This is a genomic window from Pseudomonas japonica, assembly GCF_900188455.1.
Taxonomy (GTDB): domain Bacteria; phylum Pseudomonadota; class Gammaproteobacteria; order Pseudomonadales; family Pseudomonadaceae; genus Aquipseudomonas; species Aquipseudomonas japonica.
Window position 1 is genome coordinate 1 of sequence record NZ_FZOL01000017.1, and the last position, 13,685, is coordinate 13,685.

The following is a 13,685-nucleotide window of genomic DNA, read 5'->3' on the forward strand; positions in this document are numbered from 1 at the left end:
CTTGTTCGAACCACCTTTGTTTGGGCGTTCTGGGAGGGGATTCTGGCTGGGTTGGTGATGGTGGGGGTGGCGATCAACTGGGTCAGGTTGAGTAATGATCCGGAGAGTTGGGCTGCGATTGATGCGGCATCGCTCTCTCAGCGCTTCAGTAAAGCCTTCAAGTAGTGCTTGATAGCCAAGCTTCCGTTCCTATGGAGGCTTCGGCTAACCGACATGGGGTGCACATGGAAATTGATGAGATCGAGCGCGAACGCCGTCGTGATGCTGTGGCAGCAGAAGTCGCTTGTCTTGCTCTGGACGGGGGGCAGCTTGCAGCTGAGCGCTTGGCACAGTTGCAGCGCTATGTGGATGGCCGAGTTAGCCTCCAAGAGCTTCGAGCAGAGCTGATTGAACGTCTGCGATTAGATGATGAGGGAATCGCAGATGAAGACGAAATGCGTCGAGCCTGGGGTGACCTTGAGTGATTCGAGTCTCTCGACCGTAGGCGGCTAAAGCCGAATGACCGAGTTCTCGATCTCGATTTTGATTTGCTGCCCCATTTGGACGCACTGGAGACACGATCAGTATCGAACAGGAACCAACTGATCCGATGAAAATTTTGATCTACTCAGATCTGCACCTGGAGTTCGCCGACTTCCAGCCTCCTATGACGGAATGCGATTTGGTCGTGCTGGCAGGCGACATCTCGGTGCGAAGTCGAGGGGCGCTGTGGGCGAATGAGACCTTCAGCTGTCCGGTGATCTATGCCTGTGGCAACCATGAGTTCTACAAAGGCCACATCGATCGAACGCTGACCAAGATGCGCGATGCGGCTGCAAAACATGTGCACGTCCTGGACAACCAGTCCCTGATCATCGGCGACATCAGGTTTTTGGTAGCAACAGCGTGGACAGACTTCACCGCGACTGGGGACTACAAAGCCGCGATGAGGGTGTGTGCGGAGGGGATGAGCGACTTCAAGCGCATTCGCATCGGGGAGGGCTATAGCAAGCTTCGTCCTGTCGACCTCATAGCGCGGAACATCGCCACTCGAGAGTTTCTGGTCACGGAACTCGCCAAAGACTTTGCTGGAAAGACTGTGGTGATTACCCATCACTGCCCGATCCAAGAGGTCGCGGGTGATGGCCATGAAGGTCACCTGGGTGCTGCCTATTTCAATGAATGGCATGACCTGGTTGCTCTGGCTGACGTTTGGATTTTCGGTCACACGCATCATGCAGTCGACACAATCGTCTCGGGCTGCCGGGTCATTTCAAATCCGCGAGGCTATCCAGGAGAGTGCACTGGTTTTTCGCCGGACTTCACCATAGAGGTTTGACAGGGTTACGCCTGCAGGTGCGGGCAATGTCAGTTTTGAAAAGGGAAGAGCCGATGTCAGCTGAGATCAACATCGAGTACCACTGCAAGAGCCCGTCGGATCTCCAGCTCAAGCGGATCTTACGAGCGATGGCTTACAAGTACACGCCACCTGTTACCGCCTACCTGAGCGATGTGTTCATCACGTCGGAGTGTGCTGCCGGCATCGTTTTTGGTCACATCGACCCGGGGCAGTATGAGCAACGCGCGGATGGGCACGTTCTGCAAGCGTCACGCATCGAGCATCTGAAGAAGATAGGGCGTTACTGGGTGATCACGACGGCTGAGGGACGGTGCGTGCTGACGTCGTTCAAGCGGGGAATGGGAAGGGCGAGCTTACGAGCGCTCATTGCGAAGATGATTCAAACAACATCGACGCTGGAGCAGAAGCATGAAGCGCGATTTTCTTAACATCTACAAGCGCCCGACAGGCCACTGAAGCGCTGCGTTGCTAACATGAGGCTGTTGCCGCGAGCTTACCTTCCGCAAATTGAGTTGCTGCGGGTAGAGGCAGAAAGCCTTTTTCAGGCGCTTGCCGACGATCAAATGAGAGCAATGGGAGTGTCATCCCCCTCCATTCATTGGCAGCTGATCATGGCTATCCTGCCAATAGCATGCATTCTGCGAGGCCAGGCAGGTGTCACCCGCGACCTAGCAACATAACCGCCCGGCGCAGCACACTGATCTAACAAATATCCCCACAGCACACTGATGAGTAGTGTCAGCCCCGTCGCACCCAGGGACGAGTGCTTGAAACGGCGCTTGGCAATGTGCCATAAAGGCCTAAATCCAAGGTGCATCTATAGCACCTCGCTTTCGCTGATAAATTCCAGGGTTGAAATGGATTTTTACATTCTTGATCGAACAGACAAGCTTCCTACGCAGGCGACCAGTACCGCCTATCTTCGGTATGATCGCTGGAATGATTTTAACTTTGTGACAATGTTTTATGTCACGCTTTACGACAGTGCCGGAAAATCGCATGACCTTGGCAATGTCAAAATCGGTTTCAAAGGCCAGGACAAGGACACATCAACGGCGTCTAAGCTTACGGACAGTTTTCCAACGCTGCCGATGGATTTTTTCTCTTTAGGCACTAATGTTGAGTACTACGAAAAGCTTGCGAATGAGGTTCCACCTGATTCAAAACAGGCGTATCTCACCGGATTGCGAGATCTGGCGGCACATCCCGATTTGCTGGAGAGCGTTCGAGAAGAAGCAGTGTTATCGGTCTCTCTGCTCCGGGACGTCAGTTTAGCCAGTGTCAAGCAGCAATTTGTAAGGATTCTTGATGGCGGTGCAGTTCGTACAAACTACTCATTCATCTATGAGAAAAAATCTGGAGAGCGCGTAGCGGGGATCGAACTTGAGTTTGATGTCGAGGCGGACTCAACCCCTTCAAGTAATATTCATGCGTTGATTGGCCGAAATGGCATAGGTAAAACCACCATTCTCAACGGGATTATTGGGGCGGCCACAGGTCATGCTAAAGACTCTGACGCCTTATATCATACTGGTGAGTTTGGACTGGGGCGGATTCCAGTCACTAAAGAATATTTCAGTAGCGTAGTATCAGTATCATTCAGTGCATTCGACCCCTTCAATCCGCCGCCTGAGCAGCCTGATCCAGCGAAAGGCACATGTTTCTATTATGTCGGTCTCAAGGTGCCTGACGATACAGGCTATCGCCTAAAAGGGGCAATGGAGCTTAAAAGCGAGTACACCCAAGCGCTAAAGGCATGCTTCCGCGATGACTACAAGAAGACAAGGTGGATGGAGGCTGTAAAGGGATTGCAGTCTGATGATAACTTCGCTCGCATGGACTTTATGGCTTCAGTCGACCTCTCGCAAAGCAAATATATAGACGCTGCAGGCGACTTGTTCTCGACCCTGAGTTCGGGTCATGCCATCGTTCTGTTGACCATTGCCAAACTGGTTGAGCGCGTTGAGGAAAAGACCTTGGTACTTCTCGACGAGCCGGAAAGTCACTTGCATCCGCCACTGCTGTCTGCATTCATTAGGGCTCTTAACGACCTGTTGCTTGATCGAAATGGCGTAGCGATTATTGCCACCCACTCACCTGTAGTGCTTCAGGAAGTACCCTCATTCTGTGTTTGGAAGGTAAACCGCTCAGGATTGGTGGCTGCCGCAGCACGCCCGTCAATTGAGACGTTCGGTGAAAACGTCGGGATTCTCACCCGCGAGGTGTTCGGCTTAGAGGTGGAGCTATCCGGTTTCCACACCATCCTCAAGGCTGTGGTTGAACAAGGTGACAGCTATGATCGGATTTTTCGGAAGTTCGGAGGCCGCTTGGGCTACGAAGCGCAGGCGATCCTAAGAGCGTTGATTGCCGATCGTGACGCAAGGGCCTCCGAATGAGAAAGATGACCATTACAGAGTATGATCCTGATTACTCCTATCGGCAGTGTGTTTCCGCTATTTTGAGCGAGCAGGAGCGTGGTCGAATGCTCGACCAGGTCGATGGAGTTAAACAAGCAGCTATCGACTACCTGGAGCATACCCAAAGGGCAACAACCTACACTATCGTACCTATCATAGCGGGCAAAAACCAAGACCCCATTGTCCTGGGTGAAATTACCAAGTCAGAGTTCGTATATCTATATGATTATTATATGGTAAGGCGTGAACCCGGGCGATCCATCTACGATGCCATCCTTGTGGCTGCGAATGAAACGTGCCCGCTTTGTGGTGGAGTAGGGCAGGCGCGAACGATCGACCATTATCTACCCAAGGCCAATTATCCTCAATTTTCAGTGCTGCCCTATAACTTGATTCCGGCCTGTCGCGACTGCAACTCAGACAAGAAAAACCCCATTATTACAGAGGCCAAGAAACAGCATTTTCATCCCTATTATGATCAGGCGTGTTTCTACGAAGAGCCATGGGTTGTAGCAGTGGTGAGCCATGAGCTTCCATGCGCGGTCACCTACAGCGCAAGCCCACCCGAGCAATGGACTACGCTAAATAAAGAGCGCGCGACCAATCATTTTAACTTCTTTAATATTTCCAAGCGATATAGTATCAGGGCGGCTGAAGAACTTGCTATATTGGTGCATCAGCGGCGGGGCTTTTTGCGAGATTTCACTCCCGAAGCATTCGCTCAATTCTTGCAGTCGATAGCCGACAGTCCAGATCTGTTTCCCAATCATTGGAAGAAGGTTATGTACAAGGCTCTCGCGCTAGATGACTGGTTCTGTAGGGCAGAGTTTTAATGGGTGAGGGTCGTGCATCGGCCACCGAACATGCACTCTAGGTAGTCATGGCGATAATGAGATCATCAGCACTATTTGTGAGTGCTGTTCAGTGTTGCGTTGAATACAACTAAGAAATATCATTGTGGGTAAGTGGATGGGTGTCATCCTGTTCCACCTTTTGGATGGAACCATGCGTTTCAATGAACTCAGTCGAGTGCTGCGTGGAACTACCCCTCGTCTTCTGACCAAGCAGGTTCGTGAACTGGAAGAGGATGGTCTGGTGCATCGCACTGTCTACCCCGTCGTACCGCCCAAGGTTGAATACAAACTCACTGACGAAGCATTGAGCCTGGCGCCTCTTTTGATCGTTTTGAGCGAGTGGGGGGCAGTGGCTCGAACGGCGCGGCATTAAAACCGTGGTGCAATTGGAAGCAGAGGAAGCGAGCTCGCGTAGGTGCTGAGTCGCCCACAATTAAGCAAGACTGCGCGAGAACCATCAGCTCATATCTGATCGGAACGTTACGCGGCCGGCTCCGGCCGCAGCAGATCAGTTCACCACTTCTTCCGTGAATCCAGGGGCTAGGAGGGAGTTATCGACCCCTCTAAGCACCTCATGATTCCTGAGCCAAAGCCTGTACTCGGCACCCCTGAGTCGATGGTCAGGTGAGCAATCCACGCTCCACTGGCGCAAGGTATAGCCTGCAGTCAGAGCCTGGACAGTCATCTTCATGACCCCGTCCTGCATACCGTAGTCCAAGTGCGTGACCTCCGGGCGAGGCTGGTCGGGATGATGAATCAACTCAAGCGTCACTTGCTGATTCCACTGACCGTCCGCTTCACGTCCTTCCTGATCTTGCCGCACGACTTCGTCAACGATCCGTGGTTCCAAGATGCGCGTGATTACGAAATCCCTGAACTCTTCGGATTTGCGATCAAAGCCGCGCACGTGCCAGCGAAGGCCGTTGTCGACCAGCACGTGCGGGACAATAACTCGTTCACTTGCTCCGTTGAGCGATTCATAACGTATGTGCAACGGTTGCCGGTGGAAGATGGCGCGGGTCACTACGCCTAGAGTTTCTAAGTTCGGGTTTCCTAATCGCGCTGGCTGCAGGGCCGGGACGCCAGCCGCCCAGACACCCGGTAAGCCATCCGCAAAGCCTTGAGCCAACCAGGTCATGACCCGTTCAGAGCTGAAGCTGTACATTGGCTTGAATGCCGAGCCGATGAAGAATGTCTTCGCGCTGACGTCGTAGCTCAGATTCTCAGGGTTCAAGCTTGCATAGAGGGCAAGATCCCTCGTTGCGGAAGCGGCCTTGATCTGGAATCGCTTCACGAGCATTTGGCGTCGTACTTGCCCTAGAAACCACAGGTTGAGCTCAATGTAGGCGAGGCGTTCCTGCTGGGCCTGCGAGTGGTCTGGGATCTCTTTGGTCATCAAATCGTCTGCATTCTATTTTTTGGTTGCGATTCTTGGAGGCACAAGGCTAGTATCGGTACAACCACCTCAAAATGATTCGATAATACTGTCTGGAGCGGGTGGCTCGACAAGGCATCTGAGGGTTGATTATGAACGACCTTTCTAGCGTGGCGGAGTCCCCAAGTACGAGAAACGGTGCTCTGTTTGATCTGACAGCGCACCAGCGGAATCTTCTGCTTCTCCGCCCGATCCTGCGACTCGACATCAATAAGATGACGTACTCGGGAGAAGACGATAGCCCTGTTTTGGATGGGTTGGACACGAATTACCTTTGTCTAGCTGCCCTGTTTTTCATGATGGAAGGTGCCGCAATCAATCAGGGGTACACCTTGACCGAGGTACGAGACCATGTGATGGGGATCGCAGGTTCTATGCGCACAGTACTGAGTGATTCCGCTAGGTTGCGCGTTGCCGAGATTGTCCTGGACACCTTGGGCAACGCTTCAAACAAGTATGCCGCTCATCAAGAATCGTTCTTTCATGCCCCCACGGGTGAAACCCGGCATGTGAATTTCAAGCTGATCCGCTTAGAGCAGGATCATGAGGACGTCATTCGCTATACCCCAACCGAAGACGGGTATGTTGTATTGATGGGGATGCTCGATCTTGAAATCCAGGATTACCAGGTTCTCATCGAAAAAATGCTCGTGCATCTCATCGAGAATGGACGATTTGAGCAAGCGTTAGAGCTAGCGAACCGTGCCCGGGTACTGTCGATCGAGCACAGGCAAATGATTCGAGATTTGATACGCCAGGCCCATCGAGCCCCAGGAACGGTGAACTGGCGTTCAGACATCAGCCCACGGCTGGGAGAAGCACGGCTCCACGTCAAAGAGCGTCAGCTGGTAGATCATCACATGATGGAATCGCTGGCGGTAAAAATCCGCGACCTGGATAACCCCAACGCCATTGCCCCCCTTGCAAAGCTGAACCGTCAACTGCAAAACGCCAATGCCCAGCGGATGCACCTGCTCAACGACATTGGCGGTGCAGGCGAACAATTTCTCGCAGGCCAAACATTTGGTTTCCGTGCGCGGCGTCGCTCGGGAATTCCTGACATCGACCACCAACTGCTTCCGGGCCTGATGGAGAAACCAGCAGTTGAAATCGTCGGACTGGCTGATGATCTGCTGCTGAGTTTTTATCCTGCAGTTCCACCTAGGGTGTTTGATCTGTCGAGCCTCTTCGAGGCATTGCTGGAACGGCGTGCCACCTATGTGTTCGATGGTGAGGATGAAGAAACGGGCGGTGAGATCACCGAATTCTCAGAGATTCCAAACCCTTACTCAGATGCCTTGATTGCGAAAATACTGGACTGGCTGGATGCGAAAATGCATTCCGGTGAGACCTGGCAGTTGGCGCAACTGATCGATCTGGCAGAAAGCGAGGGTATGACATTCACGGAGCGAAAAGCTCTCTCCTATGAGCTCTACAGGGCATACGCCGATAGCGAATCCCGATACCCCCATCTTCATGCTGTCGTCGAGGGAGAGTTCGAAACGTCAGTTGTTTCCGGTGACAACCTTAGGTACGACACTCGAGAGGAGGCCAGTGATGAGCAGCAGTGATAGTCAGGATGCAGCGACGCTGCTCTATAAGGCCATGGGTGTTTCAGCCAATCCCAACAGCGATGCTGACTATCGCCAGTTGCTCGCCAAATACCGAAGTGACCGAGCGTTTTCAGAAATGGTCAGCGGCGTGGCAACCGGCATGGAACTGGTCATTTTAGATGTCAGTGAGCGTGGTCTAGTGATTGCCCCAACAGGTAAGAGCAGCAGGTTCTCGGTGCGGCTCTCCGATTTTCGACAGAACCTGTCAGAGCCCGAACGGGTAGCAATAGTACTGATTCACCTGGCCATCGCTGCGGTGTTCTATCCCACTACGGATCATGTCGAAGATGAAGGGCGCTCTCCGTTCCCGAGCAGCGTCATGGACGTCAGGGAAAAAGTAATCAGCGTCGCTAGCTCGCTTCGTTTAGCCGCGGAAGGGGACAGCTACGCGGCTGAAGAGCTTCGGCCAGGGTGGAGTCTGATTTTGGGATTGCCAGTGACCATTCCCGGTAGCGAGCGAGCCTCCATGAAGTCGGTGGATGGAATCGTAAAGGTGTGCCTTTCCCGACTTGCGCATTACGGCTTGGTGAGGAAGGAAGGTAAAGAAGATATCGGCGACAAGACGATCTTCACTCCGACGCACCAGCTGCGTGTCCAGTTGCGTGAGCTGACGCTTCCAAACCTTTTTCGAGCCATCGCAACTGCCGCCTCCGACGGCACCCAAGGGTGATCTATGCGCATCTCTAGAATTTACGTAGACCGGTTTGGATCGCCTACAAGCTGGTATGAGCAAATCACGCTTGACCTGTGTGAGCCGGTATCGGGTGAGGCGATCGACAGCTGCATGAACCTCGAAAATGCAGGGGGTAAGACCTCGTTGCTGTCCTACATTTTCAGCTGTTTTGAACCCAAGCAAGAGAGGTGGCTTCAGCACCTGCAATCGAAGGCCCACTCCTTCAGAGACTACTTCTCACGCGATGTCAGACCGTCCTTTATGGCGATCGAATGGATCATGCCTCCGCGCAGCCCTAATGGTCGGCCTTACCGCTTAGTCGTTGGGCAAGCCGTTCAACTGAAGGAGTCAGCAGACCGGGCGTCGGAGGTGGATCGACGGTTCTTTGCCTTCGAATCGAGCTCAGGCCTGGCCTGGGAGCACCTCCCAGTTCCAGGCATATCCATTGCACCGGTTCACTCGATGCAGGAGTTTTTGAACTGGGCTCATCACACCGCTCGCCTGGAGAGTCAGGGCGACTACTACATGACCTTCAACCAAGGGGATTGGGTTACCCATTTGGAGCAGCGTCGGTTGATCGACGTGGAACTCCTGCGGATGCAGCTGTCGTTCAACAGCCGGGAAGGCGGCAGTGAGGAGGGCTTTCTGTCTTTCAGTTCTGAAAGCGATCTCATCTCGAAACTGCTGCATTTGTCGATGAACCAAGAGCACACCGTCGCATTGAGGGACATGGTCGCCCAAACCATGGATCGCCTGAAGTCCAAGCCCAAGTATGAAGCCAGGCTGCACCAGCTACAGCTGCTTCAGGCTGCCATGAAACCGTTTGCTGAGAATGCCGCAAAACTTATGGGGGCGAAGGCTGCTCTTGCCGAGCTCGAACAGGATGCCGCGGATACCGCTTTCACGATGCGTGATCAAATCAACGGGTTGGATGTGAGGCTGGCTAAAGCCATTACTGCGCTGGCTCAGCTTGAGCAGTTGGCGACCAACGCGGACAACCAGGCTGCGTCGGCCAAGCGCAATCATTTGGCACTTCAGGGCATGAAGTTGTCCCGGGCTGATCTTGCTGCCAAGAAAACCAGGAGTGATTTGCAGGAGCAAGTCACGGCGGGCCAAGTTCGCCTTGAATGCCTAAAGGGCGCCATGCTTAAGCGTGAGATCGCCAACGCTGAAAAACTGGTTGAGGGGCTTGTACGACAAACTGCTGCACTCAAGGAAGAGCTGAAACCCCTTGAAGCGGAGACCGCCGAGAATGGTGCGATGCTGCGGTTCCTGCTCGAGCAGCACATTGAGAAGCAGGAGCAGGCGCGTTCCTCTTTGAATGCCCAAGCAACAGAAGCCAACGCCGTCCTGTCGCAGATTGCTCAACAACGGGAGCAGGGTACTACGCGTAGATCAGAGCTCCATGGGTTGAGGGGCGAGGTGGAAGAGCGTGTCAAGATTGGCGGCGAGGTTCGGGATGGCCTCATCGAGAGCGGCTGGTTCTTGCCCACTGACATTGATGTAACCGCAGCTATCGAGCGATTGCAGGCTATCGTTGATGAGCTCAATTCAGGCCTGAATGAGCTCAAAGAGCAGCGGGCCTCCAAGAAGGCTGCTCTCGACGAGACTCAAGGCAAGGACGCATTGATACAGAATGCCATTATCAACGCTGAACACGCGCAGGAGGCGCTGAGGCAACGCTTGAGGGTGTACGACCAGGCAGTAGAGAAACTGCAGAACGACCCCGTGTTGACTGGACTGGTAGAGGGGCAATGCGATCCCCATGCATTTTCATTGGTCACTCACGTCCAGCAGTACATCGAGACCACTAACAGGGAGCTTTCCAACTGTGCGATTCGGTTGAAGCAGCTTCGCGAGCAGCAGGAGTCGATTGAGCAGACAGGCTTGGCTGGGCGCAGCGATGATGTGGATCTGGTGATTGGTGCCCTCAAGGCAGCTGGCGTGTTGTCTGCGAGAGCTGCAAATACCTACATCGCTGATCTTCGGCCAGACGCTGCAGAAGCAAGGGCACTGGTTTTGTCAGACCCTGCACGCTTTCTCGGTGTGAACGTAGCTAAGGATGAATGGGGTAAAGCGCTTCAAGCCGCAGCCTCGTTAGACCTACAGCTGTCTTTGCCAGTTACGCTCGCAGTGGCAAGCCTCGATGCTCAGGCCACATCTGAAGACCGGTACGTTCTAGGCCCCGAGAAAAACTCAGCTTTCAACAAGGCCGCAGCGTCAGAGCTTCTGGCAGATTGCCAGACTCTCATCAAAAAAATCGATATCGAACACGGCGCATTAATGCATCGTCAGAGGCAAGCTCAATCCACCCTGGCCAACCTCCAGCGCTTTCAGTCTGACTATACCCCTGAGGCCATTCAGCAGATTGCCCGCGAGATTGAGCAACTGCAAAGCGAGCTGGAAGTTGGGCACGCCGACCATGCTGAGATGATTGGTCAAGCACAGGTTCTGAACCAAGAATTAGAAGCACTCAGCGGTCGGATCGAGGAGATCCCAAGGGAAATCTCGATCCAAGAGAATGGCCTGCAACGCGTGGTCAACTACGGCGAAGTCTGGGAGCCGAAAATCGAATCTGGCCGTAAAGAACTCGGAGAGATCAACCGCGAACTGCTGCACATTGATCAGGTGTTGCAGCAGCTGAGGGAGGAGGAGTCTGTCCAGAAAGAGCGATTGGAGGATCTGCGGAATGAGCTTGGAGAGGTCAGATCGAAGATTAGTAATCTCCAGCGGGAGCATGGTCAGGTCGTGCGGTTCGATTCGGGTTTTGACGCACATGCCCGAATTCTGGAAAAAGGTTACGTCCTGAGTCTGCTCCAGACAATGTACGCGAATGCCCTTCAGATGCTTTGTGCCCAGGAAGAGCAAAAGTTGGGTGTTGTTGCTTACCAGCTGGAGGGGCATCGCCAACAGGCTGGTAGGCTAGCCGAACAGTACCGCAAGGATTTCGGCCGCCAAGACGAAGCATTCATCTCCGAGTTAGCTCAGAGCGACGTCGACATTGACTTTGAAGTCGAAAGTCAGAACAGGCGCAATGCTCGGCTCGTCGCCGACAAGGAGCAAGCCGTAAGCAACGCTAGCGTGACCGAAGTGCTGCTGAAGAAGTTCATCGACGAGCATGTCCCAGATCAGCCATCGGTGGAGATGGAAGCGCTGGGTGATGATGAGGTGCTCGAAGCGATTGAGCGGGAGCAGGGTGACATGCAGGCGAAATTGGCTGAAGCATCTTCTCTCCGACGTCAGATGGGCCTGCAGCATGCCGAGAGCGAGGCTGACAAGAGGCGCCGAGATTCACTGGTGATGCAAGTCAATCACGTAAGCTCTGCATTTCCTGCAGCAGAACTCATACCCAAGCTGATCGACCTAGACCAGGATGTTGAGGGGCACATCCGCGCTCTGCTAGAAAAACGCACCGCGCGGGACTCATCAGTACGGAAAGCTAAAGACGAGACCAATAGCGCGCACCGTCAGTTGGTCAAGGTAGCCAGCCACGCTGATTTTGCCATCGCAGAGCCTGAGGTATCTCTGCATATCAGTCAGGATGACTTTGATAAGGCTTGCTCTGACCATGATCGTCTAGAAGAGCTGGTGAACGACCGGGTAGCATCGGTCACGGATCAGCTCAACGAGATGGCACCTGATTTCGAAAGCTGCATGAACGAGGTCTACAACCAAGCCACGTCTGCTAGTTCTCTCTTGAAACATGCCATTGGGATCACCATGCCAATTGGCACGCCCTACGTCAGCGGGAAAGCGATCCTGAAGATGGGGGGGAACCTGTCCAGCAAGAGCTCAGAGCAGCGAAAAATTGAAATCCGTCACTACCTCAATACCCAGATCGAAAGCGGAGTTGTCCCGAACACAGGCGCAGACATCATCACCCAGTGCCTGTTGCGCTTTACCAACAACGGGGTGTTCGGGCTGCAGATGCTGAAGATGGAGCAGAACACTGAGTTCCAGTACCAGTCCGTCAACGCCATGAAAAAGTCGGGAGGTCAGGGCACGGTTATCGCGACATTCCTTTACATGCTGGTGAGCCATATGCGGGTGAACACGCAACTGGATGCTCGGCGTGGCGGTGGCGGGCCTCTGCTCTTGGATAACCCGTTTGCGAATGTCCAGACTAGAGCACTGATTGATGCGCAACGAAAGCTCGCCTCTAGCCTTGGAATTCAGCTCATCTGCTTCACAGCTAACGCGGACGCCAACATCCTAGAAGGGTTCAGGCGCATCATACGACTGCGCAAAGCCGGCGTTAACAGTAAGACTAAGAGGACGCATATCGAAATGGCCAGGGCCACGTTTGCTGAGATGGGCCCACAGCCATGAGTAGCCTTTTCGTCGATAAGCTCATCCTCCAGCCCGGCAAGCGCGTCGCGTTGACGACTCTGAGAACTATTTGGTTGGACGCGTATCCGGAACAGGTAGCAACGCCTGATAGGGATCAGCAGCTACTAGCAGCTTTGGCTTTGGCGCAGACACAGGGAGTTCTGCGCCTGCCCGGGCCAGCAGGCTTCGAGAAGCTGGGCAATCCCCCCATGCCAAAGGCGGTGACTCTGATTCGGGAGGAGAGGCGTCCTCAAGCAATTGATTACGGCGCTGTTTCTTGGCTTCCTGAAATGGGTTTCTGGCCGAACCTTTCGCCAGGCGAGCAAGCGAACGCCTTCATGATCAACGAATGGCTCATACGGCGGCGGGGGCGCTTCATGCAGGTGCCGCTTCGGGAGCGTTCACTCGATATTTTTGGTGATGAGAAATTCCTGGATTCGCGAGCGCGCAATGGCGCGCTGTTCAACGGGCGCATGCCATTAAGTGCTATCGGGGCAATGCGGGTTGAGCATCCACTTGCATATCGGCCAGCAGATGCCATGGGATTGCCTGTCCTCGTGGTCGAGAACCACCACACTTTCTGGAGCCTAGGGGAGTGGAATGAGCAGGCTAAGCGCTACAGCGCCATCGTTTACGGGAGTGGTAACACTATCTGTGCCTCAGGATTAGCACTGGTTGAGGTCATGCGCGAACGAGAGGCCCAGCGAGCAGAGTATTTTGGAGACATTGACCCCGAAGGACTGAGCATTCCGCTGAAATTCAATCGACTGCACGAACTACAGTTGAGTCCGGGCGTCTTCTTCTATCAGATGCTGCTCGAAGTGGGGCGGCGGCGAGACCCTGTCATGCTTCCTAGCGGCTATGAAAGTTTGGCGACAGCTTGGCTGCCAGACTTGGCTGAGGAAGTGAATACCCTGTGGGGCGAGGGCTTCTGGTTGCCCCAGGAAGGATTGGGACTAGAGCAGCTCATGATGACTAGCTAAAAGTCGAGGAACAAGGGCAGCAATATTGCCGCCCATGCTATC

11 protein-coding genes are annotated in these 13,685 nt (G+C 53.8%); 10 read left to right on the forward strand and 1 reads right to left on the reverse strand.

What is annotated here, in order from left to right:
- Positions 1-224 precede the first annotated feature (224 nt).
- The 6 genes from CHB99_RS29585 to CHB99_RS19535 all read left to right on the forward strand — a co-directional run bounded on the left by CHB99_RS29585 (position 225) and on the right by CHB99_RS19535 (position 4,983).
- Positions 225-464, forward strand: a complete 240-nt coding sequence (locus CHB99_RS29585; RefSeq protein ID WP_141137309.1) for an antitoxin VbhA family protein — start codon at positions 225-227, stop codon at positions 462-464.
- A gap of 125 nt (positions 465-589) precedes the next feature.
- Positions 590-1,318: a metallophosphoesterase gene (locus CHB99_RS19515; protein ID WP_042126169.1), complete on the forward strand. Its 729-nt coding sequence runs from the start codon at positions 590-592 to the stop codon at positions 1,316-1,318.
- A gap of 26 nt (positions 1,319-1,344) precedes the next feature.
- Entirely contained in the window at positions 1,345-1,767 is a 423-nt protein-coding gene (locus tag CHB99_RS19520) for a hypothetical protein (protein WP_245655617.1), read from the forward strand.
- A 429-nt stretch (positions 1,768-2,196) separates the two neighbouring features.
- Positions 2,197-3,735, forward strand: a complete 1,539-nt coding sequence (locus CHB99_RS19525) for an AAA family ATPase (protein WP_042126166.1) — start codon at positions 2,197-2,199, stop codon at positions 3,733-3,735.
- The gene (locus tag CHB99_RS19530) at positions 3,732-4,589 is read left to right on the forward strand and encodes an HNH endonuclease (RefSeq protein ID WP_245655616.1); all 858 of its coding nucleotides are present in this window, start codon (positions 3,732-3,734) and stop codon (positions 4,587-4,589) included. The genes CHB99_RS19525 and CHB99_RS19530 overlap by 4 nt, the downstream gene beginning before the upstream one ends.
- A 121-nt stretch (positions 4,590-4,710) precedes the next feature.
- Entirely contained in the window at positions 4,711-4,983 is a 273-nt protein-coding gene (locus CHB99_RS19535) for a winged helix-turn-helix transcriptional regulator (protein ID WP_428977849.1), read from the forward strand.
- Between the two features lie 135 nt (positions 4,984-5,118).
- Here CHB99_RS19535 and CHB99_RS19540 read toward each other — a convergent pair whose 3' ends face one another.
- Positions 5,119-6,006: a BrxR family helix-turn-helix transcriptional regulator gene (locus CHB99_RS19540; protein ID WP_042126160.1), complete on the reverse strand. Its 888-nt coding sequence runs from the start codon at positions 6,004-6,006 to the stop codon at positions 5,119-5,121.
- 131 nt (positions 6,007-6,137) lie between these two features.
- Here CHB99_RS19540 and CHB99_RS19545 point away from each other — a divergent pair, with 131 nt between their 5' ends.
- The 4 genes from CHB99_RS19545 to CHB99_RS19560 all read left to right on the forward strand — a co-directional run bounded on the left by CHB99_RS19545 (position 6,138) and on the right by CHB99_RS19560 (position 13,643).
- Positions 6,138-7,616: a hypothetical protein gene (locus CHB99_RS19545; protein ID WP_042126158.1), complete on the forward strand. Its 1,479-nt coding sequence runs from the start codon at positions 6,138-6,140 to the stop codon at positions 7,614-7,616.
- Positions 7,603-8,328, forward strand: a complete 726-nt coding sequence (locus CHB99_RS19550) for a hypothetical protein (protein WP_042126155.1) — start codon at positions 7,603-7,605, stop codon at positions 8,326-8,328. Before CHB99_RS19545 ends, CHB99_RS19550 begins: the two co-directional genes overlap by 14 nt.
- A 114-nt stretch (positions 8,329-8,442) precedes the next feature.
- Positions 8,443-12,660 carry a coiled-coil domain-containing protein gene (locus tag CHB99_RS19555; protein WP_141137310.1) on the forward strand — a complete coding sequence of 1,406 codons (4,218 nt, stop codon included), beginning with the start codon at positions 8,443-8,445 and terminating at the stop codon, positions 12,658-12,660.
- On the forward strand, positions 12,657-13,643 hold the full coding sequence (locus CHB99_RS19560; RefSeq protein ID WP_042126151.1) for a Wadjet anti-phage system protein JetD domain-containing protein: 987 nt from the start codon (positions 12,657-12,659) through the stop codon (positions 13,641-13,643). The genes CHB99_RS19555 and CHB99_RS19560 overlap by 4 nt, the downstream gene beginning before the upstream one ends.
- The last annotated feature ends 42 nt before the right edge of the window (positions 13,644-13,685 follow it).